At 68.3% G+C, this 26,249-nt stretch carries 27 protein-coding genes and 1 tRNA gene; 15 read left to right on the forward strand and 13 right to left on the reverse strand.

What is annotated here, in order from left to right; genetic code table 11:
- From RTU05_RS08910 to RTU05_RS08930, 5 genes are all read right to left on the reverse strand, one after another.
- Window positions 1-960: Hpt domain-containing protein (locus RTU05_RS08910; RefSeq protein ID WP_312597548.1), on the reverse strand; the 960-nt coding region annotated here is incomplete at its 3' end.
- 27 nt (window positions 961-987) lie between these two features.
- Complete coding sequence (locus tag RTU05_RS08915; RefSeq protein WP_292045704.1) at window positions 988-1,353, reverse strand: response regulator; 366 nt, start codon at window positions 1,351-1,353, stop codon at window positions 988-990.
- Window positions 1,350-1,625 carry an STAS domain-containing protein gene (locus RTU05_RS08920; protein ID WP_312597550.1) on the reverse strand — a complete coding sequence of 92 codons (276 nt, stop codon included), beginning with the start codon at window positions 1,623-1,625 and terminating at the stop codon, window positions 1,350-1,352. Before RTU05_RS08920 ends, RTU05_RS08915 begins: the two co-directional genes overlap by 4 nt.
- A complete protein-coding gene (locus tag RTU05_RS08925) occupies window positions 1,625-3,541 on the reverse strand; it encodes a methyl-accepting chemotaxis protein (RefSeq protein ID WP_312597589.1) in 1,917 nt (638 codons plus the stop codon). The genes RTU05_RS08920 and RTU05_RS08925 overlap by 1 nt, the downstream gene beginning before the upstream one ends.
- Window positions 3,542-3,583: 42 nt before the next feature.
- Window positions 3,584-4,267 carry a TorF family putative porin gene (locus RTU05_RS08930; RefSeq protein ID WP_312597552.1) on the reverse strand — a complete coding sequence of 228 codons (684 nt, stop codon included), beginning with the start codon at window positions 4,265-4,267 and terminating at the stop codon, window positions 3,584-3,586.
- A gap of 257 nt (window positions 4,268-4,524) precedes the next feature.
- Between RTU05_RS08930 and RTU05_RS08935 the strand changes: the two genes are divergently transcribed.
- The 4 genes from RTU05_RS08935 to RTU05_RS08950 are packed head-to-tail and all read left to right on the forward strand — an operon-like array spanning window position 4,525 to window position 9,410.
- Complete coding sequence (locus RTU05_RS08935) at window positions 4,525-6,003, forward strand: ATP-binding protein (RefSeq protein WP_312597554.1); 1,479 nt, start codon at window positions 4,525-4,527, stop codon at window positions 6,001-6,003.
- On the forward strand, window positions 6,000-6,611 hold the full coding sequence (gene fixJ / locus RTU05_RS08940) for a response regulator FixJ (protein ID WP_312597556.1): 612 nt from the start codon (window positions 6,000-6,002) through the stop codon (window positions 6,609-6,611). Before RTU05_RS08935 ends, fixJ begins: the two co-directional genes overlap by 4 nt.
- Window positions 6,612-6,645: 34 nt before the next feature.
- Window positions 6,646-9,135 (forward strand): helicase-related protein, encoded by a 2,490-nt coding sequence (locus tag RTU05_RS08945; RefSeq protein ID WP_312597558.1) that lies wholly within the window; start codon window positions 6,646-6,648, stop codon window positions 9,133-9,135.
- A complete protein-coding gene (locus tag RTU05_RS08950) occupies window positions 9,132-9,410 on the forward strand; it encodes an RNA-binding S4 domain-containing protein (protein ID WP_312597560.1) in 279 nt (92 codons plus the stop codon). Before RTU05_RS08945 ends, RTU05_RS08950 begins: the two co-directional genes overlap by 4 nt.
- Here RTU05_RS08950 and RTU05_RS08955 read toward each other — a convergent pair.
- Entirely contained in the window at window positions 9,397-10,023 is a 627-nt protein-coding gene (locus RTU05_RS08955; RefSeq protein WP_312597562.1) for a YceI family protein, read from the reverse strand. The genes RTU05_RS08950 and RTU05_RS08955 overlap by 14 nt on opposite strands.
- 198 nt (window positions 10,024-10,221) lie before the next feature.
- On the opposite strand from RTU05_RS08955, the gene fdxA reads away from it, so the two are divergent.
- Both fdxA and RTU05_RS08965 read left to right on the forward strand, forming a co-directional pair.
- A complete protein-coding gene (gene fdxA, locus RTU05_RS08960; RefSeq protein ID WP_017505910.1) occupies window positions 10,222-10,563 on the forward strand; it encodes a ferredoxin FdxA in 342 nt (113 codons plus the stop codon).
- Between the two features lie 302 nt (window positions 10,564-10,865).
- Window positions 10,866-11,396, forward strand: coding sequence for a CarD family transcriptional regulator (locus RTU05_RS08965; protein ID WP_055753908.1), 531 nt, complete (start codon window positions 10,866-10,868; stop codon window positions 11,394-11,396).
- A gap of 224 nt (window positions 11,397-11,620) precedes the next feature.
- On the opposite strand, the gene RTU05_RS08970 is transcribed toward RTU05_RS08965, so the two are convergent.
- Window positions 11,621-12,130 carry a DUF3617 family protein gene (locus RTU05_RS08970; protein WP_312597564.1) on the reverse strand — a complete coding sequence of 170 codons (510 nt, stop codon included), beginning with the start codon at window positions 12,128-12,130 and terminating at the stop codon, window positions 11,621-11,623.
- A gap of 217 nt (window positions 12,131-12,347) precedes the next feature.
- Between RTU05_RS08970 and rpmB the strand changes: the two genes are divergently transcribed.
- Window positions 12,348-12,644, forward strand: coding sequence for a 50S ribosomal protein L28 (gene rpmB / locus RTU05_RS08975; RefSeq protein WP_248118632.1), 297 nt, complete (start codon window positions 12,348-12,350; stop codon window positions 12,642-12,644).
- Window positions 12,645-12,755: 111 nt separating this feature from the next.
- Window positions 12,756-14,483 carry a M1 family metallopeptidase gene (locus RTU05_RS08980; protein WP_312597567.1) on the forward strand — a complete coding sequence of 576 codons (1,728 nt, stop codon included), beginning with the start codon at window positions 12,756-12,758 and terminating at the stop codon, window positions 14,481-14,483.
- A 142-nt stretch (window positions 14,484-14,625) separates the two neighbouring features.
- Here the strand turns inward: RTU05_RS08980 and RTU05_RS08985 are convergent, their stop codons facing one another.
- Window positions 14,626-15,402 (reverse strand): transglutaminase family protein, encoded by a 777-nt coding sequence (locus RTU05_RS08985; protein ID WP_312597569.1) that lies wholly within the window; start codon window positions 15,400-15,402, stop codon window positions 14,626-14,628.
- Window positions 15,403-15,545: 143 nt separating this feature from the next.
- Between RTU05_RS08985 and RTU05_RS08990 the strand changes: the two genes are divergently transcribed.
- Genes RTU05_RS08990 through RTU05_RS09000 form a run of 3 tightly spaced genes read left to right on the forward strand, consistent with a single transcriptional unit; the run spans window position 15,546 to window position 19,266 of the window.
- Window positions 15,546-16,133: a biliverdin-producing heme oxygenase gene (locus RTU05_RS08990; protein WP_312597570.1), complete on the forward strand. Its 588-nt coding sequence runs from the start codon at window positions 15,546-15,548 to the stop codon at window positions 16,131-16,133.
- Entirely contained in the window at window positions 16,130-18,304 is a 2,175-nt protein-coding gene (locus RTU05_RS08995; protein ID WP_312597572.1) for a histidine kinase dimerization/phosphoacceptor domain -containing protein, read from the forward strand. Before RTU05_RS08990 ends, RTU05_RS08995 begins: the two co-directional genes overlap by 4 nt.
- Window positions 18,305-18,363: 59 nt before the next feature.
- Window positions 18,364-19,266: a DMT family transporter gene (locus RTU05_RS09000; protein WP_312597574.1), complete on the forward strand. Its 903-nt coding sequence runs from the start codon at window positions 18,364-18,366 to the stop codon at window positions 19,264-19,266.
- Between the two features lie 59 nt (window positions 19,267-19,325).
- Here the strand turns inward: RTU05_RS09000 and RTU05_RS09005 are convergent, their stop codons facing one another.
- Together RTU05_RS09005 and RTU05_RS09010 are read right to left on the reverse strand one after the other, a co-directional pair.
- Window positions 19,326-19,529 carry a cold-shock protein gene (locus RTU05_RS09005; RefSeq protein ID WP_291536502.1) on the reverse strand — a complete coding sequence of 68 codons (204 nt, stop codon included), beginning with the start codon at window positions 19,527-19,529 and terminating at the stop codon, window positions 19,326-19,328.
- A gap of 197 nt (window positions 19,530-19,726) precedes the next feature.
- The gene (locus RTU05_RS09010; RefSeq protein ID WP_312597580.1) at window positions 19,727-20,488 is read right to left on the reverse strand and encodes an extensin family protein; all 762 of its coding nucleotides are present in this window, start codon (window positions 20,486-20,488) and stop codon (window positions 19,727-19,729) included.
- Window positions 20,489-20,619: 131 nt separating this feature from the next.
- Here RTU05_RS09010 and ppk2 point away from each other — a divergent pair, with 131 nt between their 5' ends.
- A complete protein-coding gene (gene ppk2 / locus RTU05_RS09015) occupies window positions 20,620-21,369 on the forward strand; it encodes a polyphosphate kinase 2 (protein WP_312597582.1) in 750 nt (249 codons plus the stop codon).
- 12 nt (window positions 21,370-21,381) lie between these two features.
- On the opposite strand, the gene RTU05_RS09020 is transcribed toward ppk2, so the two are convergent.
- Genes RTU05_RS09020 through tsaD form a run of 3 tightly spaced genes read right to left on the reverse strand, consistent with a single transcriptional unit; the run spans window position 21,382 to window position 23,919 of the window.
- Window positions 21,382-21,759: a Rieske (2Fe-2S) protein gene (locus RTU05_RS09020; RefSeq protein ID WP_312597584.1), complete on the reverse strand. Its 378-nt coding sequence runs from the start codon at window positions 21,757-21,759 to the stop codon at window positions 21,382-21,384.
- Complete coding sequence (locus RTU05_RS09025; RefSeq protein ID WP_312597590.1) at window positions 21,752-22,750, reverse strand: NAD(P)H-dependent glycerol-3-phosphate dehydrogenase; 999 nt, start codon at window positions 22,748-22,750, stop codon at window positions 21,752-21,754. The genes RTU05_RS09020 and RTU05_RS09025 overlap by 8 nt, the downstream gene beginning before the upstream one ends.
- A 26-nt stretch (window positions 22,751-22,776) precedes the next feature.
- Window positions 22,777-23,919, reverse strand: a complete 1,143-nt coding sequence (gene tsaD / locus RTU05_RS09030) for a tRNA (adenosine(37)-N6)-threonylcarbamoyltransferase complex transferase subunit TsaD (RefSeq protein WP_312597592.1) — start codon at window positions 23,917-23,919, stop codon at window positions 22,777-22,779.
- 46 nt (window positions 23,920-23,965) lie between these two features.
- Between tsaD and hemC the strand changes: the two genes are divergently transcribed.
- The 3 genes from hemC to RTU05_RS09045 all read left to right on the forward strand — a co-directional run bounded on the left by hemC (window position 23,966) and on the right by RTU05_RS09045 (window position 25,756).
- Window positions 23,966-24,931: a hydroxymethylbilane synthase gene (hemC, locus tag RTU05_RS09035; RefSeq protein WP_312597586.1), complete on the forward strand. Its 966-nt coding sequence runs from the start codon at window positions 23,966-23,968 to the stop codon at window positions 24,929-24,931.
- Window positions 24,928-25,638, forward strand: a complete 711-nt coding sequence (locus RTU05_RS09040; protein ID WP_312597587.1) for a uroporphyrinogen-III synthase — start codon at window positions 24,928-24,930, stop codon at window positions 25,636-25,638. The genes hemC and RTU05_RS09040 overlap by 4 nt, the downstream gene beginning before the upstream one ends.
- Before the next feature lie 42 nt (window positions 25,639-25,680).
- Window positions 25,681-25,756 (forward strand) — tRNA-Thr (locus RTU05_RS09045).
- The last annotated feature ends 493 nt before the right edge of the window (window positions 25,757-26,249 follow it).

Here is a 26,249-nt window from a genome sequence, read left to right on the forward strand (position 1 = left end):
GGCCGGGGCCGTCGCCGGTTCCGGCGCGGGCGGGACGAAGGCCGCGATTTCGGGAGGGGCTTCGGGCGCCGCTTCGGGGGCGATTTCAGCGACGGCGCCGGTGGCGCGGGCCAGCAGGGCGGCGATGTCCAGATCGTCGGCGGCGGGCCGGATCGCGGCCGGCTCGTCCTCGAACACAAGGGCGGCGTCGGGCGCCTCGCCCAGCGGCGTGACGGTCAGGTCGCAGTCGCTTTCCACGAAGTCGAAGACCTCGCGCACGGCGGCCTCGTCCACATCGGCCGACAGGTCGATGGTCCAGGTCAGGCAGCCCTCCTCGACCGACAGGGCGTCCAGCGTGGGAACCGCGCTGTCGTCCAGGCTGACCTGGGTCGGGCCGAGCCGTCCCAGTTCGCGCAACAGCAGGCCCGCCTCGTTGGCGTTGGCGTACATCCGCCCCATCGGCCTGAACACGACGCGCCACCCGGCCGGTGCGGCGTCCAGGGGCGCGGCGGGTTCGTCCAGCGCCATGTCGAAGGCCATGGGGGTGAAGCCGAAGTCGTCGTCTTCCTCCATGACCGGCGGCGGAGCCTCGCCACCATGCGTCAGGACCTCCAATTCCGCGACCAGGGCGGCCGAGCGCGCCTCGTCCACCGGCGGGATCAGCCCCTGGGCGGCCTGGATATGGTCGGCCAGCACGTCGGAGGCGCGCAGCAGGGTCTTGATCGTGATCGCGTCGCAGGGTTTGCGGCCCGCGCGCAACTCGTCAATCAGGGTTTCGAACACATGGGCGAACCGGACCAGCGCCTCCAGCCCGAAGGCCCCCGCCCCGCCCTTGACGGAGTGGACGGCGCGGAAGACGGCGTTGATCGTCTCCAGGTCCGTCCGCCCCTGCTCAAGCAGCATCAGCTTGGCCTCCAGGTCCGCGAGCAGTTCGTCGCATTCCTGGAAGAAGGTGGCTTTGATGGCTTCGAAGGCGTCCATTGATTGCGGGTCCGGCGGGCGTGTCGATCAGGCCGCGACGCGGCGGACGGCGTCGACCAGCTTTGCGGGGTCGAAGGGTTTGACGATCCAGCCCGTGGCGCCGGCCGCGCGGGCGCGCGCCTTCTTCTCCACATCGCTTTCGGTCGTCAGGACCAGGACGGGGGTGGCGCGGTGGTTCGGGTCGGCGCGCACCCCCTCGATCACCCCGAACCCGTCCATGCGCGGCATGTTGATGTCGGTGATGACGACGTCGGCGCCCCGCGCGGCCAGGGTCTCCAGACCGTCGATCCCGTCCACGGCCTGGATCACGGTATAGCCCGCATCCTCCAACGCCATCAGCAGCATGTCGCGCATGGTGCGCGAATCGTCGATCGTCAGAACGGTCTTGGTCACGCTTGAGCCCCCTCGTTGATCAGATCGGGCGCGCCGAACGCCGCCCATTGTTCGCCCAAAGGTTGCGACACAGAACCTAACCTTAGGTTGACGCCATCGGCGGCCCAGGTCCGGGCGGCCGACAGCAGCACCTGAAGGCACAGGCCGCCCAGCCGCTGGACGCCGGAGGCGTCCAGCACCAGGTCCTGGCCGCGTCGCGCCACAAGTTCGGCCTTCAGCGGCGCCGCCGCCTTCAGGTCCAGGATTTCGGGAAGAACCAGGACATCGGCCATCAGAACTCCTCCCATCCATCTTCGGCGGGCGCGGGTTGCGGCTTCAGGGCGGCGCCGCCGCGTCCCAGGGTCTTCAGCGCGGCGACCATTCGGCTGGGCGCGGACGGGGCGGATGCGCGCGGCGGTGCGACCGGGGCCATCCGCGACGGGCTTTCGCCGACGCGGAACTGGGCCACCGAGGCCTGCAGGCTTTCCGCTTCCTGGGCCAGCGAATGGCTGGCGGCGGTGGACTGTTCGACCATGGCGGCATTCTGCTGGGTGACCTGATCCATCTGGTTCACGGCCGTATTGACCTGGGCCAGGCCGACGGCCTGCTCCTGGGCCGAGGCGGCGATTTCGGTGACCAGGCTGTCGATCTCGGCGACCCGGTCCACGATCCGTTGCAGCGCCTCCCCGGTCTCGCCGACCAGTTTGACGCCCGCGCCGACCTGGCCCGTCGAGGCCGAGATCAGGGTCTTGATCTCCTTGGCGGCCTCGGCCGAACGCTGGGCCAGGGCGCGAACTTCCGACGCCACGACCGCGAAGCCGCGACCGGCGTCGCCGGCCCGCGCCGCCTCCACTCCCGCGTTCAAGGCCAGAAGGTTGGTCTGGAAGGCGATCTCGTCGATCACCCCGATGATCTGGCTGATCTGCGACGAGGAGGTCTCGATGGCCGTCATGGCGGAGACGGCGTCGCGCACCACCACGCCGCTTTTCTCGGCGTCGCCGCGCGCGGCCTGGACGACATCCGACGCCTGGCGCGCGCCCGAGGCGGTCTTGTTCACCGTGGCGGTGATCTGATCCAGGGCTGCGGCGGTCTCTTCCAGGCTGGCGGCCTGTTGTTCGGTGCGGCGCGACAGGTCGTCGGCGGCCTGGCTGATCTCGCCCGCGCCCGAGCGGATGCCCGCCACATTGGCGACGACCACAGACACCGCGCCCTGAAGCTGGGCGATGGCGGCGTTGAAATCGGACTTCAACCGCTCGGCGCGCGGCGCCACCTCCAGGGTGAAGCGATGCGTCAGATCGCCGTTCGCCATGGCCGACAGACCGGTCGCCAGGGCTTCCAGGGCCGCCTTGTCCTCGGCCGCGATCCGAGCCTTCTCCGCCTCGTTGGCCGCCCGCTCCTGCTCGCTCAGCGAACGCTGGGCCAGGGCTTCCTGTTCGATGCGGATTTTTTCGACGGCGGCGTCGCGGAAGGCCACGACAGCCTGGCTCATCCTGCCGAACTCATCCTTGCGGTTCGCCCCGGAAACCTGGATTCCGGTGTCGCCCGCCATCAGCTTCTGCATATGGCCGATGATCACGAGCAGCGGACGCACGATCGCGCGCGTGGTCAGGAAGCCCGCCGCCAGGGCGATCAGCAGGGCGGCGATCAAGCCGACGACGACGGCGGCCATGGCGGCCTTGGCGGCCTGCGACTGCGCTTGCCGCGCCGTCTCGACCGCAGCAGCGTTCGCTTCCTTGATTTCGTCGATCGCGGTCTCCAGCGGCGCCAGATAGGTGTCGGCCAGACCCTTGCGTCCCACAAGACCAAGCGCCTCGGCCTTGCGGCCATCCGCCATCATCGCCGATCCCGCCACCACGACCTTTTCGTACCATATGGTGTTGGCCTGGATGGCCCGGTCGATCGGCTCCTCGCGTTGGCCGGAGAGTTCGGCGCGTAGTTCCTCCATCGCCGCCAGGAACTTGGCGCGATGCTCATCGACCCGCTGACGATAGTAGGGATCCTCGGACAGAAGATACCCACGGAAGGCGTTTTCCTGGCGCGTGACATAGAACTCGGCGGCGGCGGCGTCGCGGATCGCCTTGTTCTCCAACGTCCTTTGATCGCTGGCCGTATTGATCCTGACCAGGCTGGCGACGATGACCACGCCCATCACGGCGATGGTCGCCAGCACAAGGGCGAAGGCCGTGAACAGCTTTCGGCCGACCGGCATGTTTTCGATAAGCTTCAACTCAATATCCCCTGACTGGGTCGATCAGAACGAATAGGCGGCGGAGGCCACGAGGCGGCCCTCATAGGGCTCGCCCGCGCGGTGGCGGTCGGTGTCGTACCAGCGCAGATCAAGGGCGACGGCGTCGGTCAGACGGTGTTTGGCGCCCAGGTTCCAGGCGTTGTAATCGACCCCGCCGTCCGCCATCCGGTTGGCGACGGCGGCCGAAACCTTGGTGGCGGAGGACATGGCGACGGCGCCCTGAAGCTCGAGCCACCAGGCGGCCTTGGTCGCGGCGAACCCATCGGGCGAATAGTTGACGCGCAGCCGCGTGGCGACCGGGCCCAGCTTGCGAGCGGCGTCCGCCTGATATTCCCAATAGTTGGCGTCCACCCCCGCGCGGCTGCCCGGCAGGTCGCGGTTCATGACGGCCAGGTCGAAGGCGAAACCCACAGCCTTCGGCCGCCAGCCCACCGTCGAGATGATTTCCATGTCATAGCCCTGCGACCCGGCCGCGTCCGACGCGAAGACGCCGGCGTAGCCCTGGCCCAAGCCGACCTCGACCTTGGCGAAGGGCGCGATGTCGCCATCGCTCTTGCCAAGGCCCTTGCCGACGTACTGGCTGGCGATACCCGCCTCGCCCGAAAGGGATTGCGCCTGAAGGACAAGGGGAAACGCGAAAACGGCGCCGACGACGACCGCAGAGATTGCAATGGTTTGGCGACGCACGATCGAAAGCCCCTGGAACCCTCGCAATATGCTTTCCAAGGGTGAGGCGATGATTAATGCCGAGAGGAATTTCGGCCCTGCATAGAACTACGCAGTCGCATACCGGCTTGGCGGCCTCACCACCCATCCGCGCACCAAGGGCGCGCAGAGACGTCAACTCCGACGATTACGTATTTCCCCGCATACTCCGATGACCTATACCGAAATGCGCCGAAAAGACGGCGAAGGGAGCGCCCGGCTGTTTTGCGTCCGCCAGCATGAGCCCTGATAGAAGCGACCTGCGCTTGCCTCACGCTGGCGCGCGGGGTTTTCTGAACCTTCGCCTTGCGAACACCTGGCAGGGCGGCGCCTTGATCGCCTGCACCAGCGTACTGGCGGCGATGGGACTGAGGCTGGCGCTCGAGCCGGTCGCCAAATTCTATTATCTGCCGATGGTTCCGGCGGTGATGATCACCGCCCTTCTGGCGCCGCGCAGCTCGGTCTTCCTGTCGATCATTCTGGCCATCGTCGGGATCGAGCTGACCGTCAGACGGGGCGGGGTGGTGGATACGGCGGCGAACGCCGGCCTGTTCGCCCTGGTCGCCCTGGCCGTGGCGGAGGCGTGCAGCCGCCTGCGGGCGTCGCGCGATGCGGCCGAGACCCTGGCCCGCAACCTGGCGCATCGCAAGACGCTGCTGACCACCATTCTGGGCTCAATGTCGGTGGTCACTCTGGACGATGACGGTCGGATTCGGCGCATCACCCGAAGCGCCGCCGCGCTGCTGGGTCTTGAATTGCGACAAGCCGTCGGGCGGCGCTTCGACGATCTGGCGCCCGGTTTCGACGCGACGCCGGCGGACGGTTCGGCGCGGGGCGAAGAGGCGTCCCGGCTTTGGCTGATCGCGCGCGCGGGCCAGGAGCCGGTCCGTCTGACGATCGACGCGCACAGGCTGGCCGACGACGCCGCGCCGGAACGGATCGTCCTGACCCTGACGGACCAGAGCCAGGCCGAGGCGACCCGACGCCAGGAACGCGAGTTGAACGACCGCCTCAGCAGCGTGTGGCGTCTGAACTCCATGGGCGAAATGGCCGCAACGCTGGCGCACGAGTTGAATCAGCCCCTCAGCGCCGCCGCCGTCTATCTGCACGCCGGCCGGACCGATCTGGCCCGGATCGGCCCCGCAGCCGAACCGACCGTCAACACCCTGGACCTGGCCAAGGCCCAGCTGCTGCGCGCGGGCGACATCATCCGGCGGATGCGCGAGATGATCTCCAACGGGTCGCGCGCCTTCACCGAAGAGCGGGCCGCACAGATGATCCGCGACCTGGAGCCGGTGATCGCCCTGATCGGCCAGGACACCGGCGTCGCCATTCGCATCGAGACCGATGGAGCGGACGACCATGTGCTGGCCGACCGCATCCAGTTGCAGCAGGCCCTGGCCAATCTGATCCGAAACGGCGTGGATGCGGTCATCGACCGCGAAGAAGGTCGTGTGACGGTGATCGGGCGGTCGCTGGGTTCCGAAGGCTACGAGCTTGCGGTGCGAGACAATGGGCCGGGCATTCCCGACGATCTGATGGACCGCATCTTCGACCCGATGAACTCGACCAAGACCGGCGGCATGGGTCTGGGCCTGTCCGTCACCCGCTCCATCGTCGAGAGCCACGGCTCGGCCCTGGTCGTCAGCCGTCCGCAGGGCGGGGGCGCCTGTTTCACCTTTCGACTGTCACGCCCCACGGAGTCTGACATCCCATGACCCCGCATTCCGTCTTCATCGTAGACGACGACCCCGCCATGCGCGACGCCCTGACCCTGATGTTGCGCGGCGCCGGGTATCGCGCCCGCGCCTTCGCCAGCGCCGACGATTTTCTGGCCGACCTGCCGACCGACGCCAGCGCCTGCGTCGTCACCGACGTTCGGATGCCGGGGATCGAGGGGCCGGAGTTGGTGCGGCGGTTGAAGGCCGTGCGCGGCGACAGCTGGCCGGTCATCGTCATCACCGGCCACGCCGATGTGCCGCTGGCGGTCCAGTTGATGAAGGCGGGTGTGTCGGACTTCATCGAAAAGCCGTTCGATCCGCAACAGATCCTGGACAGCGTCGGCCACTGCATCGCCTCGCTGAGCGGGCTTGAGGCCGAACGCGCCGCGCGCGAGGAGGCGCAGGGCCGCCTCGCCTCCCTGACCAATCGCGAACGCCAGGTGTTCGACGCCCTGATCGACGGCTGCTCCAACAAGGAGATCGCCCTTCGGCTGGAGATCAGTCCGCGCACGGTCGAGATTTTCCGCGCCAAGGTGATGACCAAGATGCAGGCCCCCAACCTGTCGACCCTGGTGCGGATCGGAATGCGTCTAGGCGACGCTTGAGCCGGAGGGGAAACGTCGCCACCTTAGGGCAATCATGAGCGACCGGTCCGCAGGCCTGGCCCCATCGCGCGTCACCGCGGTTCTGGGCCCCACCAACACCGGCAAGACCCATCTGGCGGTCGAGCGGATGCTGGGTCATGCCTCGGGCATGATCGGCCTGCCGCTGCGGCTGCTGGCGCGCGAAATCTATGAGCGGATCGTCAGGCTGCGCGGGGCCGCCGCCGTCGCCCTGATCACGGGCGAGGAGAAGATCGTCCCGACGCGCCCGCACTATTTCGTCTGCACGGTCGAGGCCATGCCGCTGGAGCGGTCGGTCGAGTTTCTGGCCATCGACGAGATCCAGCTGGTCGCCGACCCCGAGCGCGGCCATGTCTTCACCCAGCGGCTGCTGCACGCGCGCGGCCGGTTCGAGACCATGTTCCTGGGCGCCGGCACGATGGAGCCGTTGATCCGCCGCCTGGTCCCGGACGTGGAGATCGTGACGCGGGATCGCCTGTCGACCCTGTCCTATGCCGGGTCAAAGAAGCTGACCCGCCTGCCCCGCCGCAGCGCCATCGTCGCCTTCTCCACCGACCGGGTCTACGCCATCGCCGAACTGATCCGACGTCAGCGCGGCGGGGCGGCGGTGGTCATGGGCTCGCTCAGTCCCCGCACCCGCAACGCCCAGGTGGCCCTGTATCAGTCGGGCGAGGTCGATTTCCTGGTCGCCACCGACGCCATCGGCATGGGGCTGAACATGGATGTGGACCATGTCGCCTTCGCGGGCCTGAGAAAGTTCGACGGCAGACGCACCCGCTGGCTGCACGCCCATGAGATCGGCCAGATCGCGGGCCGCGCGGGCCGCCACCTGCGCGACGGCACGTTCGGGGTGACCGCCGAAGCCGAGGACCTGGACCCTGATCTGGTCGAACAGGTGGTCGAGCATCGGTTCGATCCGGTCGAGGCGGCGGAGTGGAGGAACGCCCGGCTGGACTTCGACACCCTGCCCGACCTGCTGCGGTCGCTGACGGTGACGCCCCAGAGGTCGGGCCTCAGCCTGACGGCCGAGGCGCTGGATGAGACCCTGCTGCGCCGCCTGATCAAGGACGAGGAGATCGCCCGCATCGGCCGGTCGCGCGGGGCCATCATGCGGCTATGGGAGGCGTGTCAGCTGCCGGACTTCCAGAAGACGACGCTGGACGAGCACAGCCGCCTGGCCAAGGACGTCTTCACCGCCCTGACCAGCAAGCGCGGGCGGCTGACCGACGACTGGATGGCGCCGCGCTTCGTCTTCGTGGACCGCGACGACGGCCAGATCGACCAGTTGTCGGCGCGGCTTTCGGCGGTGCGAACCCTGTCCTACATCGCCAACCGGCCCGACTGGGTTCATGACGCCCAAGGCTGGCGCGACAAGACCCGCGCGCTGGAGGACCGGCTGTCCGACGTGCTGCACGAACGGCTGACCGCGCGGTTCGTGGATCGCCGCACCACCGCCCTGATGCGAGCGCTGAACGTGCGCGACGACACATTTGCAGGCGTGGCCGACGACGGCGAAGTGACGGTCGAGGGTCAGGTGGTGGGCCAGCTGGAAGGCGTGCGGTTCCAGATGGAGAAGGGCTCGTCGGCGCTGGAGGACCGCACCCTGCGCCAGGCGGCGGTGCGCGCCGTGACGCCCGAGATCAACCGCCGCCTGGGACGTCTGGCCGCCGAGACGGACGACGCCTTTGCCGTCACGCCCGACGGCGCGGTGCTGTGGCGTGGCGTGCTGACGGCGCAGGTCACAGCGACGCCGCAGGGCGCCGATCCGTTTTCGCCCCAGGTTCGGCTGCTGGGCGATCTTGGCCCCACGCCGGCGCGCGAGCGGGCGCAGCGGCGGCTGGAGGCGTGGCTGGCGGCCGAGGCGGGCCGGGCGCTGCGTGATCTGCGCCGCCTGCGTCAGGCGGTGGAGACCGGCGCCCTGAAGGGTTTGCCGCGCGGCATCGCCTTTCGCCTGATCGAGGCCGGGGGCCTGATCGACCGGCGCGAGGTCGAACGCGATCTGGCGGCCCTGAGCCAGGTCGAGCGGCGCACCCTGAAAAGCTTCGCCATCCGCGTCGGGGTTCATTCGGTCTGGCTGCCGGGCCTGCAGAAGCCCCGCGCGCGACATTTCGCGCAAGCCTTCGTATCGGCGCCCCTGATCCCGGCGACGCCGGACCTGATCCCGGGCCCGGTCGAGCCGCCCTCGCCGCGCCTGTTGTCGGCGCACGGCCTGCGTCTGGCGGGTCGCTGGCTGGCGCCGGTCGAGACGCTGGAGAAGATGGCCGAACTTCGCGCCGCCAATCACGGACGCCTGTCCGACGAAGCCCTGACCGAACTGGGCTGGCGCGCCGATCAGGCGAAACAGGTCATCGCCGCCCTGAAGACCGAACGCGCCCGCCAGCCCGACAGGCCAGGCGCCGCGCCCAGGCCGATCAAGGATTCGCCGTTCGCGGCGCTGGCGGCCCTGACGGAGGCGCCGCCCCCCCGGCCCAAACGCCGCCGCCCGCGCCGAAAGGCCAAGGCTTGAGCGACGACGCCTGCCGCATCGATATCTGGCTGTGGCGCGCGCGGTTCGTGAAGACGCGGGGGCTGGCGGCCGATCTGGTCGAGCGCGGCGCGGTGCGGCTGACGCATCACGGGCGCGAGACACGGCTGGACAAGCCCAGTCGCTGCGTCCACGTCGGCGACCTGCTGACCTTCGCCCAGAACGGGCGCGTCGTCAGTCTGCGCGTTGAGGCGCTGGGTGAAAGGCGCGGACCCGCCGAGGAGGCCCGCGCCCTCTACGCCCTTACTTTTGAATGACGAACTCGCCTTCGATGTGCAGCTTCACCTCGTCGGACACGGCCGGCAGGGCGTAGTTGATGCCGAAGTCCGAGCGTTTGATGGTCGCTTCGCCGTCGAAGCCGGCCTTGTAGGCGCCCATGACGGTTCCGGCGCCGTTGAACTCGACCTCGATGGTGACCGGCTTGGTCACGCCCTTCAGGGTCAGGTCGCCGACCACCGTCGCTTCGTTGCGATCGGATGGATCGACCGTCACCGAACGTGAAACGAAGGTCGCGGTCGGATGATTGGCGGTGTCGAAGAAGTCGGCGGTCTGCAGGTGGGCCTTCAGCCGGTCGTCATTGGGCGCCACGTCGGTCAGCGGAATGGTGGCGGTCAGGGTCGAGGCCGACGGATTGGCCGGGTCCAGCTTCAACTGAGCCTTCACGTTGACGAACTGGCCCGTATAGGTCGACAGGCCGAAGTGATTGACCGACCAGGTGATCTTGCCGTGGCTGGATTCCAGGTCGTAGTCGCCGGCCGTGACCTCGGCCGGGTTCTTGGTCAGGGCGGCTTGGGCGACCACCGCGCCGCCGGCGGCGAGGCTGAGCGCCAGGGCGCCGGCGAGGGCGTATTTCACGAAGGGCGTGCGCATGGGGGAGATCCTGTGATGGAAGGGCGGATATGCAATCAATACAGTTGCGATTAGGCCTGACCGTTGTCAAGACGCGGTGGATGTCGCTGCATTCACCCTGAGAACGGCTCTCGCCTTAAGCCCTGCTGTTGACAGTTGGTTGCGTGGCCGCCATGTCGCAGGCCTCCCGCCCACAGACCGACACCCGTTTTTCGCCCCATGACCTACATCGTCACCGACGCCTGCGTGAAATGTAAGTTCATGGACTGCGTCGAGGTGTGTCCGGTGGACTGCTTCTACGAGGGCGAGAACTTCCTGGTCATCGCGCCTGACGAATGCATCGATTGCGGCGTGTGCGAGCCGGAATGTCCCGTCGACGCCATCGTGCCCGACACCGAGGACGAGCCCGACGGCAAGTGGCTGCAGGTCAACGCCGAATACGCCAAGGTCTGGCCCAACATCACCGTCAAGGGCACGCCCCCCGCCGACCGCGAACAGTACGAGCGCGAGACCGGCAAGTACGAGAAATACTTCAGCCCCAAACCGGGCAAGGGCTCCTGACGCCAAGGCTCGGGGCCGGCCCGGCCGTGCCGCAAATCCGCGTCCGCCTTGTGGACGTTTTGAAATTCCGCAGATTTGTGATAGGTTCTGTTTCATTGGATCGGGCGGTCCGCGAAAACTTCGCGCCGCCCGTGTTTGCGACAGAATCCCGCCCACAGACGGGATCGGCCAGAGGTTTGGTGATCCGTTTCCGCATTTGACGTTCAGCATCATCCCCTCCGACGGAGCGATCCGGCGGGTGAGATCCTGTTTGCGTTTTCTGCGCCTTCGCGTCGCCCGGCCCTGACCGGGAAAGGACGATTATGACGAGCAAGACTGGTCTGGAGTTCAAGGTTGGCGACGCGGTCGTCTATCCCGCGCACGGGGTCGGCAAGGTCGCCGCGATCGAGACGCAGGAAGTCGCCGGCATGTCGCTGGAAGTCTATGTCGTGACCTTCGACCATGAGAAGATGACCCTGCGCGTCCCGACCAAGAAGGCCGTGACGGCGGGCCTGCGTTCGCTGGCCGCCGACGATGTCGTGACCAAGGCCCTGACCACCCTGAAGGGCCGCGCCCGCATCAAGCGCACCATGTGGTCGCGTCGCGCCCAGGAATACGAGGCCAAGATCAACTCGGGCGACCTGATCTCCATCGCCGAAGTGGTCCGCGACCTGCACCGCGCCGACACCCAGCCGGAACAGTCCTATTCGGAGCGCCAGCTCTATGAATCGGCCCTGGACCGCATGGCCCGCGAAGTCGCCGCCGCCAACAAGATCGACAAGGACGCCGCCGTCGAACTGCTGGCCAAGTCGCTCAGCGCCAAGAAGCCGATCCCGACCGCCGAAGCCGCCTGAGCTGCGACGTCGAACAAATGAAAAGGCCCCGGAGCGATCCGGGGCCTTTTTGTTTCGACCTCGGCTATTTCCAGACCCGTCATCCTCGCCCTTGCGGCGAGGATCCATGATCCCGGTGTAGCCGGTGATGCCGGATTTCAGATCGAGGCTTACAACGGACGTCTGAGTCTATGGATCCTCGCCACAAGGGCGAGGATGACGAAATTTGAGCTTTACCGCCCTCTTCAGAAATATTCCGCGTTCGCCGGGCACTGGGCGGCCAGACGGCGCGCGGTGATGCTGGCGGGGATGTAGGGCGTGCCCCGCACCAGCTGGGCGCCGCCGCGGAAGCTGAAGCTGGTGTCGGTATAGGTTCCGTTCAGGCGCACGGCGATGCGGCGGCCCTTGCGGTCCTGACACGTGCCCTCGAACCGGGCGTTGCCGCCCCCGACGACGCGGGTCGGATAGGTGCAGCGCCATTTGTTGGTCGAAAGGCCGCCGAAGAAGCGGTTGATCTCGCTGGGGCGCACGCACTTCTGCTCGGTGTCGCGCTGGCCTACGGCGCTGGTGGTGTATTCCCAATAGCCCGGCAGGACCTCGCTCTGCGCCGCCGTCTGGGCGGGCGCGATGGCGGGGGCGGCCAGCATGACGCCGCCGACCATCACCGGGGCCAGAACGGCGAGCGCCCTTTTGGGCAGGCGGGCGATCAGCGACGGACGGGACATGGCGGCCTTCTGTTCAGGGGAGGTGTTCATGATATGGGGCATAGAGCTTAGGATTTGAACGAGGGCTGAACGGCCCCGTTCCCGGATGGACGAAGGATCGACCGTTCCCGTCCAGACTCGACTTGACGCCGAACCGCCTCTTCCCTTATACGGCCCCCTCTCGCGCGGGCTGGTTCCCGCGCGCAACTGTTTCATGCGTCTGCTCCCAGCGTTTTCGGGGCGAACGCCGCACCTTAAGGATCTGACGATGTCGCGTCGTTGCGAACTCACCGGTATCGGCCCCATGGTCGGCCACAACGTGAGCCACTCGAACATCAAGACCAAGCGCCGCTTCCTGCCGTCGCTGAAGACGGTCAAGGTCACGTCGGACTCGCTGGGTCAGACCTTCAGCCTGCGGATCTCGAACGCCGCCCTGCGCACCCTGGACTACAAGGGCGGCCTGGACGCCTTCATCGTCAAGGCCCGCGACGAGCAGCTGTCGATCGCCGCCCAGCGCATCAAGCGTCAGGTTCGCGCCAAGCTGGCCGAGCAAGCCGCCGCCTAACTCCGGCGACGTCATAAAGTTCTGGAAGAGGCCGGCGGAGACGCCGGCCTTTTTCTTTGCGCGTCGGGCGCGCCGCGCTAAGCCTTTCCCGCTGCTGGAAGGGGAAGTCCGATGCGCATCAAGACCCTGTTCGCCGCCGTCAGCCTGACGGCCCTGGCCGCCTGCGCCACCGCGCCCCGTCCGACCGCCCCGCCGACGCGCGAATCGACCGCCTTCACCCTGGCCACGGACCAGCCGCGCACGGCCGAACAGTTGGCCATGCGGTTCGAGAAGGCCGATCTGACGATCAAGGTCATTCCCGCCGACAAGGCCATCGACGCCGTCGCCGTTCTGGACTTCACCGCCCTGGCGCCGCTGGAGCGGCTGGTGGTCGAGCTGGATACGCTGCTGACCATCTCCTCGGTGCAGGTGGACGGGGTGGAGGTTCCCGCCGACCGCTGGTCGAACCCCGAGGGCCGTCTGACGGTCGCCCTGCCCCGACCGATGGCGGCAGGACAGAAGACGGCTCTGCGGATCGCCTACGCCGGCCGGCCTCGCGTCGCGCCGCGCGCGCCTTGGGACGGCGGTTTCGTCTGGTCCACCGCCCCGACCGGCGAACCCTGGATCGCGACGGCCGTCCAGGGCGAGGGCTGCGACATCTTCTGGCCCTGCATCGACAGCCCGCACGGCGAGCCGGGCCAGGTCGATCTGCACATCACCGTGCCGTCCGAGCTGTCGGCGCCGTCCAATGGCCGGTTCCTGGGCAAGGTCGATCACGGCGACGGCTGGACCACCTGGAACTGGTTGGCGAAATCGCCCAACACCTACGCCATCGCCCTGAACGTCGGCCCCTACGAGGCGGTGACGGGCGAGTATTCCAGCCGGTTCGGCAACACCATCCCGATGGCCTATTGGCATCTGAAGTCGGACACGCCCGAACAGGTCCAGGCCCTGTTCGCCCAGTTCCCCAAGATGCTGGATTTCTTCGAGGCCAATGTCGGCCCCTATCCCTTCGGCGACGAGAAGATGGGGGTGGTGGAGACGCCGCACCTGGGCATGGAGCACCAGACCATCAACGCCTATGGCAATGGCTACAAGATCGACGGGCGGGGCTATGACTGGCTGTTGCAGCACGAGTTCGCCCACGAATGGTTCGGCAATCAGCTGACCAATCAGAACGCCGACGACATGTGGCTGCACGAGGGGTTGGGCAGCTATATGCAGCCGCTCTACGCCCGCTGGCTGCTGGGCGACCGTTATATGCAGCGCGAACTGGCCAATCAGCGCGAGGGGCTGATCAACAAATATCCGGTCGTGTCGGGGACGCCCAAGACCGAGGATGAGGTCTACAAGGGCGACGTCGGGCCGGGCAACGACATCTATTCCAAGGGCTCGCTGATCAGCCATTCGCTGCGGATGCTGATCGGCGACGCGGCCTTCCACGAGGCGATCACGCGACTGGTCTATGGGCGGCCCGATCCGCGCCCCGGCAATTTCGCGCCGATTTATCGATCGACGGACGACTTCCTGGCCATCGTCAATGCGGTGACGGGCCAGGACTATGGCTGGTTCTTCAGGGGCTATCTCTACAACGCCGCCCTGCCGGTGCTGAAACAGATGCGCGAGGGCGGGGCGCTGCGTCTGGAATGGAAGACGGGAGACGGCGGGGTCTTTCCCATGCCGGTCGAGGTGGAGATCGACGGCGGGGTCCAGGTCGTGGCGATGACCGACGGCCGGGGCGAGATCGCGGTCGCGCCCGGCGCCCACGTCCTGATCGACCCGCAAAACAAGGTGCTACGCCAGATGGACGTGATCGACGAACTACAGACCTATAAGGCGGCGCAGAAGGCCGCACACTGATCATGCCACTCCAACGCCGTCATCCTCGGGCTTGACCCGAGGATCGGCTGATCCGCCACCTATAAGAGAAAGTCGGGCACAGCGCGACCTGCACCCGATCCTCGGGTCAATCCCGAGGATGACGGTATTAGGAGACTGTGGCTCAGGCCGCCGCCACCGTCACCGACTGGCGCACCATCTGGCACCGCTCCTGGGTCGTCAGGAAGGCGATGTCGGCGGCGTCGCGGCCGCAGGCGATCCGCACCAGCCCCTCGACCGGGGCCAGGCCCGTGGGGTCGACCAGCCACCAGCCATTGTCCAGCCAGACCTCGAAGATGGCGTGGAAATCGGGCGGCGTCAGTTGGTGGGCGAAGGCGCTGACGGCGCGGGCCGGAATGCCCGAGGCGCGGCACAGGGTCATGCCCAGGTGGGTGAAGTCGCGGCACACCCCGGCCCGGTCGATGAAGGTGCGGGCGGCCGTCGTCTCGGTATCCGACACCCCATGCTCGTAATCGACGTGTTCGGAAATCCAGTTCAGGATCGCCAGCACCCGCGCCCCGCCGGCGGTCTCGCCGAACTCGCGCGTCACGAAGCGGCCGAACTGGTCCGACGGGCAGTAGCGGCTGGGCTGGAGATAGGGCAGCACCTCGGCCGGCAGTTCGCCCCAGTCGTGTTGCGACACCTCGGGCGGCAGACCCTTCAGCACGCCATTGTCCACCAGGGCCTCATAGACCAGGGTCACCTCGCCCGAGACGTGACAGCGCAGGGTGCGGGCGCCGAAATCGACGTCCTGATCCTCATGGAAATCGACCGGGGGGTCGAAGGTCAGGCTTTCCTCCAGGATGTCCTGACCGGGCCAGTGCGCGACCTGGATCTTGTAGATGGCGTCCGTCGGCGGATCGAAACGATAGACGAGTTCGGCGCGCACGCGCAGTTTCATGGGGCGACCGATCCAGGCGAAAAAAGCGAGAGAGGCTGCTGAACGTCAGGCGACCTGAGCCGTTCCGTGCAACGCCCAGCCTTGTAACGCGCCTCTCGCCGGGAGGAAATCGACAAGCCAACACAATATGTTAATCTGATCCCATGAGTGCTTCCCCCATCCTTCTCGCCCTACGGGAAGCCACAGCCGCCGCACACGAGACGCTCGAGACCGAAGCCCGGATCGAGGCGCGTCTGGCCAGCCCCGAAACCCGACCGGCCACCGTGGCGGCCTTCTATCGCTTTCACGCCGGTGTTGAGCCGGTCAGCCATGACCTGACGGCCCGGCTCAACACCGAAATCGGCGGCGGTTTCGAGCCGCGCTCGCGCGCGGGCGGCATCGCCCAGGACCTGGCGGCCTTGGGTGTCGCGCCACCCGCAGCGGCCAGCGTCGACGGTCCGGCCTCTCCGGGCGAGGCCCTGGGCTGGGTCTATGTGGCCGAGGGCTCGATGTTGGGCGGGCGGATCATCCGCAAACGACTGACCGCCGAGGGACGCGGGCTGGAGGGCCTGAACTTCCTCGATCCCTATGGCGAGGAGACCGGCGCGCGCTGGCGCGCCTTCATCACTCTGCTGGACCGGGCCTGCGCCGCTGGGCGCGCCGAGGTCGACCAGATCGTCAAGGGCGGCGTGGAAGGCTTCGCCTTCGCGCACCGCATGCTTCGTTCCGGCGCGCAGGAGGTCGCCGCTTGACCGAGACCCTCGATCAGGTCGGGCCCGATCTGACCCAGTGCGACCGCGAACCGATCCATATTCCCGGATCGATCCAGCCGCACGGCTTCATGCTGGTGCTGGACCTGCAGTCGCTGACGATCCGCCAGGGTGCGGGGACGATCGAAGACCTGACCGGCCGCAGCGTCTGGATCGGCGGTTCCGTGGGCGAGGTCCTGGGCGACGTTGCGGATCGCCGCATCCGGTCGATGGCGGCTCTTCAGGAAACCGGATTCGCCTGTCGATGGCGTGCGGCCAACCGGCTGGAATACGACGTCATCGTCCATATGGCCCCGGCTTCGGCGGCGGGCCTGCCCAGCAATCTGATGATCATCGAGGTCGAGCAAAGCTCGCAGCAGGCGCGACTGGGCGTCGATCTGGTGGCCAGCCTGGACGCCGCCGGCGCCGCCCTTGAGCGGGCGCCCACGGTCCAGGGATTGTGCGAACGGGCCGCCGAAGCCTTCCGCCGCCTGACCGGCTTCGACCGGGTGATGATCTACCGCTTCCAAGACGACGAGGCGGGCGAGGTGGTGGCCGAAGCGCGCGCAGAGGGAACCGGGTCCTTCCTGAACCACCACTTCCCCGCCACCGACATTCCACGCCAGGCGCGCGCGCTTTATCTGCGCAATCCGGTGCGGGTCATCCCCGACAGCCGCTACACGCCCCAGCCCTTGCGGCCGGTCACGTCCGGCGAGGCGCCCCTGGACATGAGCGACAGCGGTCTGCGGTCGGTGTCGCCGATCCATCTGCAGTATCTGAAGAACATGGATGTGCGCGCCTCGGCCTCCGTGTCGATCATCGTGGATGACGCCCTGTGGGGCCTGGTCGCCTGCCACAACGCCTCGCCCAAACTGCTGCCGTTCGAGCTGCGGGTCGGCTGCACGACCCTGGCCCGCAACCTGGCGCGTCAACTGAAGGCCAAGAGCGACGCCGAGCTTTATCGCGACCGCACACGGCTGCGCAGGCTGGAAGATCAGCTGATCGCGCGCCTGCCAACGGACCGGCCGCTCGCCGCCGCCCTGGCCGAGCGTGCCGAGCCACTGATGCAATTGACCGGCGCCGACGGTCTGGCCATCGTCGCCGACGGCGACATTCGCACGTTCGGCCATACGCCTCCGCCCGAGGGGGTCCGGGTCATCGCCGACTGGGTGGCCACCCGGCCGGGCCTGCGGCCGGTTTCATCGCACGCCCTCTCCGCCGTCCTGCCCGAGGCCAAGGACTGGACCACGCACGGCAGCGGGCTGCTGGCCGTCAATCTGCCCGTCGAACAGCCGCTGTCGATCCTGTGGTTCCGCGCCGAGGTGCGCGAGCGCGTGCGATGGGCCGGCAATCCCTCGACGGCCGACAAGACCGGACCCAACGCCGTACTGACCCCGCGCGCCTCGTTCGAGAGCTGGTCGCAAGAGGTCGCGGGCCGGGCGCGTCGCTGGGGTCCGGCCGCAATCGAGTCCGTCGGCCGTCTGCGCGACGCCCTGGCCGATTTCGCCGCCATCGATCAATTGCGCCGCCTGAATCGCTCGCTGCAAACCAGCCTGTCCGAGCGCGATCTGCGGCTGGAGCAGCAGCAGTATCTGATCCGCGAGGTGAATCACCGTGTTCAGAACAGCCTGACGCTGGTGTCCAGCTTCCTGGGCCTACAGGCGCGCGAACAGGCCAATGGGCCGGCCGCCACAGCCCTGAACGAAGCCCGGCGCCGCGTCCGGGCCGTGTCCGCGGTGCACAGCCAGCTCTATCGCGGCGATGCATCGACCACGGTGGACATGGCCCGCTACATCGGCGGTCTGGTGGAGGACCTGGCGTCCAGCATGGGGCCGGACTGGTCGGCGGCGACCGAGACGGACCTCTCCCCCGTCTGCATCGACGCCGGGCGGGCGGTGACCATCGGCCTGATCCTGACCGAACTGATCATCAACGCCCAGAAATACGCCTACAAGGGCAGGCCCGGACCTTTGCGCATCCTCTTCGAGGAAGACGGGGCCATGTTCCGCCTGACCGTCGAGGACGAGGGCGAAGGCGGGCATCTGGCGGGCAAGGGTTTCGGCTCCATGATGATCCAGAGCCTGGTCGGGCAGTTGGAGGGCGAGATCGACTATCGCGACCGCGATCCGGGCCTGGCCGTCACCTTGAAGGCGCGGATCGACCCTCTGGTCTGAAGCCTCGTCTGAACGCGGAGGCTGTGGCGTCCGGTCGCACGGGGGCGTAAGAGCCGGCCATGTCCGTCCCAGCCCTGCGCCCCTCCCCGCGCGCCTTCGCCCTGATCGTGCTGCTGATCGCCGCCTGCGTGCTGGGCCTGGCGCCGATCCTGGTGCGATTGACCGAAACGGGACCGGCGGCGGCGGGCTTCTGGCGCTTCCTGCTGGCCCTGCCCCTGCTGACCCCGCTGGCGGCGCGGGAAAAGGGCGGCGTCGGGGCGCCGTCGAAATGGGCGCTGCTGGCGGGCCTGTTCTTCGCGCTGGACCTCAGCTTCTGGCACTACGGCATCGTCATGACTTCGGTCGCCAATGCCACGGTGCTGTGCAACCTGACGCCGGTCGTGGTGACCCTGTTCGGCTGGTTCGTTCTGAAGGAACGGCCGCATCGGCTGTTCCTGTTCGCCCTGGCCCTGGCCATGGGCGGCGCCTTTGCGATGGCGGCGGGCGCGGATGGTGGCCAGGGGACCAATCCGCCGCTGGGCGACGCCTTCTCCCTGTCGGTGGCGGTCTGGTATTCCGGCTATTTCCTGGCGGTGAAGGCGGCGCGGGCGACGGCGGGGGCCATGCGCGTGACCTTCTGGGCCACCCTGTTGGGCGCCCCCCTGCTGCTGATCGTGGCCCTGGCGTTGGGCGAGGACATCGTGCCCGCCAGCGCGGCCGGCTGGGGCGCCTGCATCGCGATGGGGATCATGCACGTCTTCGGTCAGGGCGGCGTGGCCTGGGCGCTGGGCCGCCTGCCGGCCTCGGTCACGGCCGTCACCATCCTGGTCCAGCCGGTGGTCGCGGGCCTGTTGGGCTGGTGGGTGTTCGGCGAGACCCTGACGCCGGTCCAGGCCCTGGGCGGCGCCCTGGTGCTGGGCGCGGTCGTCCTGGCCCAGCGCGCGCAGGTCGTCCGGCCGGTCCGAGCGCCTTCGGCCCAATAAGAAAGGGCGCGACAGCCGAAGCCGCCGCGCCCTTCTTCCAGCCTTGACGGCTGGTCGACTTAGAGGAGCTTGAGGTCCACGGCCGAGGTCTTGCCGCGCTGGTTTTCCAGCTCGTATTCGACCTTGGCGTTTTCATCGAGGCCCTGAAGGCCAGCCTTCTGAACGGCGGTGACGTGAACGAACACGTCCGAGCCGCCGCTGTCGGGCTGGATAAAGCCGTAGCCCTTGGTGGGATTGAACCACTTGACCGTGCCGGTCGCCATGTCTGCGTCTCCGTAAACGCGCTTTTCCAGGCGGATCCCTTCCTCGGTGATCCGACAATCCATCTGGACAGCTCGTTCAGGCGAAGGAGCGAAACGCAGGTGTGGACCCCACGCGAAATCCGGACTGTACCGATGTTGTCACCCGGCTTTTCCGGACGGTCAACAGCGAAAGCGACTCGCAATCGCCGCATTCGACCTTAACGGCAGACGCCTCTTACGGCCCCGTCGATGTGCAGATGGTTGGCGTGGGCGGCGTTGTAGTCGGGCGAAAGCACGGTCGAGAACAGACGGCACGCTCCGTCGCGGACCCGGTGCAGAAAGCGCGAGCCGGGCTGCCCGGCCGGACCGGAACCGCCCCAGTCGTTCAGCACGCTGACGGTGCGGCCGTCCTTCAGGGTGACGGCGGCGACGTCCAGGGCGTTGGCGCGGGCGTGTTCGCTGGGGCGTTCGCCCTCGTCCTGCGAGCCGTAGATGCGGCGGCAGGAATAGGTCCCGTAGTTCTCGACCCGCGCCGGCTCCGACCCCAGCTCCTCGCGCGCGACCGGACGCAGGACCTGCCGGTCCCAGATGACGTAGCGGACGGCCAGCGGGCACTGCATGACCACATTGGCCGGCGCCAGCGGGGTCACCGCCCCGCCCGCGATCCTGACGGCGCCGCGCACCACGCAGAAGCCGCCGTCGTCGCGGTCGGCCGCCCGCTCCACCTCAACGCCGGCGTCCCGCAGGGCCTTCATGCAGGCGTCGGTCGCCTGCTCCAGCGCCTGGGCAGGCGCGGCGGCGTCCACCTCGAAGGCGGCGACCTTGGCCGCCGTCGCCCCGCCCACCGGTCGGTCCAGATCAAGCGGCTTCCACGGCAGATCCTGGGGCGGGGCGAACAGGTTCAGCAGGGCGAAACCGGCGCAGATCAGCAGGCCGATCTCCCAGACCAGGTTCCACATCTCCGCCAGATCGCGCTTCATCGGTCCCCCGCCCCGGCCTGCATGCGACGCAGGACCCCAGCCCTAACGCCCTGCGCCCCGCTCGGCTCCGCTTGAAGCGACACGGCGGCTTTCGCTTGCCGCCCGGCCGAACCTGGCCCACTCTTTAGGCCATGGGAAAGAAATCCGACGCCTATGAAGCCGAGCTGGAGCAGATCCAGCTGGCCATCGTCCAGGCCCAGGCCTGGAGCATCGAGCACGGCTCGCGCGTGGTCATCGTGCTGGAAGGCCGCGACACGGCCGGCAAGGACGGCGCCATCAAGCGGCTGACCGAATATATGTCGCCCCGCCAGACCCGCGTCGTCGCCCTGCCCAAGCCCAGCGACCGGGAAACCAGCCAGTGGTATTTCCAGCGCTATGTGCCCCACCTGCCGGCGGCGGGCGAGACGGTCATCTTCAACCGCTCCTGGTACAACCGCGCCGGGGTGGAGCCGGTGATGGGATACTGCACACCCGAGCAGTACGCCCAGTTCATGACCGACGCGCCGCGGTTCGAGCGTATGCTGACCGACGACGGCATCATCCTGATCAAGATCTGGCTGGACATCTCGCGCAAGGAACAGGCGGCGCGGCTGAAGGCGCGGCGCACCGACCCGCTGAAGAAGTTCAAACTGTCTTCGCTGGACGCCGAGGCCGAGGCGCGGTTCGACGCCTATTCCGACGCGCGCGACCGGATGCTGGACGAAACGGATCGCGACTATGCGCCCTGGACCGTGGTGGCCACCGACGACAAGAAGACGGCGCGGCTGAACATCGGGCGCTTCATCCTGTCGGTGCTGAAACACACCGACCTGCCGGTCAACAAGCCGGACCCGGACGTGGTGTTCGGGGCGCATAAGGCCAAGGATCGGCTGGCGCGCTGAACCGTCGGGCGGTCAGGCGGTGCGGACGATCCCCCCCGACGCCGTCACCGGCCAGGGCGTCAGCCGCCCGCCCGCGCAGGGGCCGCCCTGGCAGTCGCCGGTCAGCGGCTCGAACACCGCCCCGTGCCAGCCGCACAGGATCAGCGACCCGTCCGGCGTCAGATAACGGTCGATCTCCATGGCGATGGGAAAGCCCGCATGGGGACAGCGATCGACCCAGCCGGCCACCTGCCCATCCTTCCTGACCACGAAGCCGTGGAAGAAGGCGTCGCCGATCTGCAGCACGAAGCCGCGCGAGCCGGGGTCGGCGATGTCGCCCTCGGCGCAAAGGGCCACGCCGGGCGGCGTCTTCCAGACCCGCTTGCGCTCGGTCGCGGCCGCCTCAGACACGCTCGGCCTTGAGCGGACGCGACAGCAGGCCGTCAATCAGGCCGTCCACGTCGATCTCGCCCGCCAATAGGGCCGCGACGCCTTCGGATATCGGGATTTCCACGCCCAGACGCGCCGCCAGTTCGCGCACGGCCGGCGCGCTCTCATAGCCCTCGGCCACCGACCGTTTGCCAGCCAGGGCCTGTTCGACCGTCTGGCCCTGCCCCAGGGCCAGACCCAGGCTCATGTTGCGCGATTGGGGGCTGGAGCAGGTCAGAACCAGGTCGCCCAGGCCGCACAGGCCCGCCACGGTCTCGGCCTGCCCGCCCATGGCGACGGCGAGGCGTGTCATTTCCGCAAAGCCGCGCGTGATCAGGGCGGCGTGGGCGCTGCGGCCCAGCTGACGCCCCTCGGAGATGCCGCAGGCGATGGCCAGGACGTTCTTCAGCGCCCCGCCCGCCTCGGCGCCCACCAGATCGGTCGCCAGATAGGGTCGGAAGCCCGGCGCCGACAGGGTGTTCAACAGGGCCTCGCCCAGCGCCTGATCCGCACAGGCCAGGGTCACGGCCGTCGGCAGGCCGCGCGACACCTCGCCCGCGAAACTGGGGCCGGACAGGACGGCGGCGGGGGCGTCCGGCAGGGTCTCGGCCAGCACCTCGGTCATCAGCTTCATCGTGCCGCGCTCGACCCCCTTGGAGCACAGCACCACCGGCACGCCTGCGCGATAGTGGGGCGCAAACGCCGTCAGCGTCGCGCGCATATGCTGGGCCGGCGGCACGGCCAGAATCACGTCGCAGTCGCCCAGATCGGCCAGATCGGCGGTGAATTTCAGGTCGTCGGCCAGCGGCACGCCAGGCAGATAAAGATCGTTGGCGCGCGTCGCCCGCATCGTCTCGACCAACGACGGCTCGCGCGCCTGCAAGGTCGTGTCCAGACCCGCCCGGACGCAGACCTGCGCCAGGGCCGTGCCCCAGGCGCCCGCGCCGATGACCCCTGCCGTGCGGAATTCCATACGCCCTCCCGAGACGATTTCGTTCGTCATGCTTTCGCGCCCTTGCGCCCCGGCCTGTGTGAAGGATCGGACAGGGCGCGCGCTTCGTCCAGCGGCCATCGCGGCCGGGCGACCACGTCGATGTCGCTGGTCAGGCCCAGCGCCAGCCGCTCGGCCCCCGCCAAGGCGATCATCGCCGCATTGTCGGTGCAATAGGCCATGGGCGGCGCCAGGAAGTCGAAACCGTGCTTCGCCGCCGTCGCCTGCAGGGTCGCGCGGATCGTCTTGTTGGCCGCAACGCCGCCCGCCACGACGAACAGCTTGTGATCATGCGTCTCCGCATAGGCCGCCAGCGCCCGCTCCGACCGATCCGACAGCTGGCGCGCGATGGCGTTTTGCACCGAGTCGGCGAGATCGGCCTTGTCCTGCTCGGTCTCGCAGGTCTGGGCGATGCGGAAGGCCGCCGTCTTCAGGCCCGAGAAGGAAAAGTCGCAATCCTTGCGGCCCAAGAGGGCGCGCGGCAGGTCGATCCTGGACCCATCGCCCTGCATGGCCAGCCGCTCCAGCGCTGGCCCGCCTGGATAACCCAGGCCCAGGGCCTTGGCGATCTTGTCGAAGGCCTCGCCCGCCGCATCGTCGATGGTGGCGCCGATCCGGCTCATGTCGCCGACGCCGCGCACCTCCAGGAGCTGGCAATGACCGCCCGACACCAGCAGCAGCAGAAAAGGATAGGCGACCTCCGCCCCCAGCCGCGCCGAAACCGCGTGACCCTCCAGATGATTGACCGCCACCAGCGGCAGGCCGCGCGCCAGCGCCGCCGCCTTGCCGAAGCTGAGGCCCACCATGACCCCGCCGACCAGACCCGGCCCGGCGGTCGCCGCGATCCCGTCCAGACCGTCATAGCCCACGCCCGCCTGGGCCATCGCGCGGCGCGTGACCTCGGCGATCATCTCGACATGGCTGCGCGCCGCGATCTCGGGCACCACCCCGCCATAGGCGGCATGATCGTCGATCTGGCTGTGAACGACCGAGGACAGCACCTCCGCCCGCCCCCCTGTCAGGCGCACGACCGAGGCGGCGGTCTCGTCGCAACTGGTCTCCAGGCCCAGCACCGTCAGAGCTTCACCGGGGCGGGGGGAGACATCCCGTCCAGTTGCCGCTGCCGGGCCGCTGCTATAGTCGGCGGACATCTCCATCGGGTCGAGGTAGCGACCCGGCGCCCGGTACGCAACGCTCATGACCTTTCCTCTCCGCATCGGCACCCGGCGCTCCAAGCTGGCGCTCGCCCAATCCGGCATGATGCAGCGCGCCATCGGCCGCGCCCTGGGCGTGCCCGAGGCCGAGATCGAGACCGCCGTGCCCCTGGTCGAGATCGTCACCACCGGCGACCGGGTTCAGGACCGCCGCCTGCTGGAGATCGGCGGCAAGGCCCTGTTCACCAAGGAGATCGAGGAGGCCCTGCTGGCCGGCCGGATCGACGTCGCCATCCATTCGATGAAGGACGTGCCCGCCGAACAGCCGGAGGGCCTGTGCATCGCCGCCATCCCCGAGCGCGAGGACGCCCGCGACGCCTTCGTCAGCCGCGACTTCGACAGTTTCGACGCCCTGCCCTTCGGCGCGCGCCTGGGCACCGCCAGCCTGCGTCGCCAGGCCCAGGCCCAGGCCCTGCGCCCCGACCTGAAGGTCGAGATGCTGCGCGGCAATATCGACACCCGGCTGCGTCGCGCCGCCGACGGAGAGTTCGACGCCATCCTGCTGGCGGTTTCGGGCATGACGCGGCTGGGCGTCACCGACCATATCCGCGAAAAGCTGTCGCTGGACGTCTTCCTGCCCGCGCCGGGCCAGGGGGCGCTGGCGCTCCAGACCCGCGCCGCCGACATCGACGCCCAGCGGAACGCGCCTTGGGTCGCGGCCCTGAACCACGCCGAGACCGCCCTTTGCGTCGCCGCCGAGCGGGGGGCCATGACGGCGCTGGAGGGGTCGTGCCGCACCGCCGTCGGCGCCTATGCCCGCATCGATAATGACACCCTGCATCTGACCACCGAAATGCTCAGCCCCGACGGCTCGGCCCGCTGGCGGCGCCTCGGCGAACTGACGCAGCCCGACACGGCCGCCGCCCGCGCCCTGGGCCAGCGGCTGGGGGCGGAGGTCAAGGACTTCGCGGGCGATCAGGAGGTCGATCCCGCGACGCTGGACGGATGACCGGCGCGACCCCGTTCCGCGTCTGGATCACCCGCGCCGAACCCGGCGCGTCGCGCACCGCCGCGCGCCTGCGGGACATGGGGCTGGAGCCGATCGTCGCCCCCTTGCTGGTCGTCGAACCGCTGACGCCCGCACTGCCTGACCTCGCGGCTTTCAACGCCCTGGCTTTCACCAGCCCCAACGGCGTCGCCGCCTTCGCCGCCCTGACGCCGCGCCGCGACCACCCCGTCTTCGCGGTCGGAGACGCCACCGCCCAGGCGGCGTCGGCCGCCGGCTTTTCCGACGTTCGCTCCGCCCAGGGCGACCTGACCGCTCTCGCCCGATTGATCGCAGCAAGCCTGTTCGACGCCGCCGTCCTGATCCCCCAGGCCGAAACCCCGGCCGGCGACATGACCGCCGCCCTGACGCGGGCCGGCGCCCGACGTGTCCGGGCCCATCCCCTGCCGATCTACCGCACCAACCCCACGGCTCGGCCCGCCCCGGCCGCGTTCGACGCCGTTCTGATCCACTCCCCCCGCGCCGCCAAACTGCTTGCCGAACATCACGCCGGCCGGCTGCAAGACGTAGAAATCGCCTGCATCTCGCCCGCCGCCGCCGCGCCCCTCGCCGCCCTCGGACTGCATCCGCTCATCACCAAGTATCCAAACGAACCCGCCCTGCTCGCGATCTTGAATCCGACGCTTGGCAAGCGCGGTCGAGCCGTATAAAGACCCCCCCTCGCGCAGGGCCTCAGGCCCCTCGCAGCCGGAGCCGCTTTAGCTCAGCCGGTAGAGCACATCATTCGTAATGATGGGGTCAGGTGTTCGAGTCACCTAAGCGGCACCACCTTTCCTGAGTAGTGTTAGATCGGAAGCCGCTCCATGATAGGCGGAAGGTGCTTCCGCTTGGGAGTTGCGTGGGTTCCTAGTAGGAGGGCCTTGGGGCTGTGAGAGGGTCCGCTTTGATGCAGATGCGGATTGCCAGCCGCAATGCCCGGCTTCTGCGAGCGGACATTTCGAAGGTACGTGGCGAGTCGCATCGGGTTCTAAGTCGCCTTCCGCTCCTAGGCGGGGGTTATGGCACCTGACCAACCCGGTCTGTCTAATCGCCTTGGGCTGGTGGCGCTGGCATAGAGTCACCAGGAGCTGCTCGAAGCTCCCTGACCTGATCCTGGAAATGCACCATGATCGGCCGACGAGAGCGGGACGCCTTCCCGACGATTATGCCATGGCGGGGCTTGAGATTGGGTAGCGACCGGACATGGTAACTCCCCATGTAGTTTTTTAGGCAGTGTGGACAAAGTGTTTGATCCAGAGTCGGATTGAAGCGACGAGGACAA

Source organism: Brevundimonas sp. (assembly GCF_032017145.1).
Taxonomy (GTDB): domain Bacteria; phylum Pseudomonadota; class Alphaproteobacteria; order Caulobacterales; family Caulobacteraceae; genus Brevundimonas.

Bases quoted from the DNA above. Each gene is read 5' to 3' on its own strand.
- RTU05_RS08920 (WP_312597550.1), bottom strand. From the start codon at position 1,625: ATGGCCGATGTCCTGGTTCTTCCCGAAATCCTGGACCTGAAGGCGGCG.
- RTU05_RS08925 (WP_312597589.1), bottom strand. From the start codon at position 3,541: ATGCCGGTCGGCCGAAAGCTGTTCACGGCCTTCGCCCTTGTGCTGGCG.
- RTU05_RS08935 (WP_312597554.1), top strand. From the start codon at position 4,525: ATGAGCCCTGATAGAAGCGACCTGCGCTTGCCTCACGCTGGCGCGCGG.
- fixJ (WP_312597556.1), top strand. From the start codon at position 6,000: ATGACCCCGCATTCCGTCTTCATCGTAGACGACGACCCCGCCATGCGC.
- RTU05_RS08945 (WP_312597558.1), top strand. From the start codon at position 6,646: ATGAGCGACCGGTCCGCAGGCCTGGCCCCATCGCGCGTCACCGCGGTT.
- RTU05_RS08955 (WP_312597562.1), bottom strand. From the start codon at position 10,023: ATGCGCACGCCCTTCGTGAAATACGCCCTCGCCGGCGCCCTGGCGCTC.
- fdxA (WP_017505910.1), top strand. From the start codon at position 10,222: ATGACCTACATCGTCACCGACGCCTGCGTGAAATGTAAGTTCATGGAC.
- RTU05_RS08965 (WP_055753908.1), top strand. From the start codon at position 10,866: ATGACGAGCAAGACTGGTCTGGAGTTCAAGGTTGGCGACGCGGTCGTC.
- RTU05_RS08970 (WP_312597564.1), bottom strand. From the start codon at position 12,130: ATGAACACCTCCCCTGAACAGAAGGCCGCCATGTCCCGTCCGTCGCTG.
- rpmB (WP_248118632.1), top strand. From the start codon at position 12,348: ATGTCGCGTCGTTGCGAACTCACCGGTATCGGCCCCATGGTCGGCCAC.
- RTU05_RS08980 (WP_312597567.1), top strand. From the start codon at position 12,756: ATGCGCATCAAGACCCTGTTCGCCGCCGTCAGCCTGACGGCCCTGGCC.
- RTU05_RS08985 (WP_312597569.1), bottom strand. From the start codon at position 15,402: ATGAAACTGCGCGTGCGCGCCGAACTCGTCTATCGTTTCGATCCGCCG.
- RTU05_RS08990 (WP_312597570.1), top strand. From the start codon at position 15,546: ATGAGTGCTTCCCCCATCCTTCTCGCCCTACGGGAAGCCACAGCCGCC.
- RTU05_RS09000 (WP_312597574.1), top strand. From the start codon at position 18,364: ATGTCCGTCCCAGCCCTGCGCCCCTCCCCGCGCGCCTTCGCCCTGATC.
- RTU05_RS09005 (WP_291536502.1), bottom strand. From the start codon at position 19,529: ATGGCGACCGGCACGGTCAAGTGGTTCAATCCCACCAAGGGCTACGGC.
- RTU05_RS09010 (WP_312597580.1), bottom strand. From the start codon at position 20,488: ATGAAGCGCGATCTGGCGGAGATGTGGAACCTGGTCTGGGAGATCGGC.
- ppk2 (WP_312597582.1), top strand. From the start codon at position 20,620: ATGGGAAAGAAATCCGACGCCTATGAAGCCGAGCTGGAGCAGATCCAG.
- RTU05_RS09025 (WP_312597590.1), bottom strand. From the start codon at position 22,750: ATGGAATTCCGCACGGCAGGGGTCATCGGCGCGGGCGCCTGGGGCACG.
- tsaD (WP_312597592.1), bottom strand. From the start codon at position 23,919: ATGTCCGCCGACTATAGCAGCGGCCCGGCAGCGGCAACTGGACGGGAT.
- hemC (WP_312597586.1), top strand. From the start codon at position 23,966: ATGACCTTTCCTCTCCGCATCGGCACCCGGCGCTCCAAGCTGGCGCTC.
- RTU05_RS09040 (WP_312597587.1), top strand. From the start codon at position 24,928: ATGACCGGCGCGACCCCGTTCCGCGTCTGGATCACCCGCGCCGAACCC.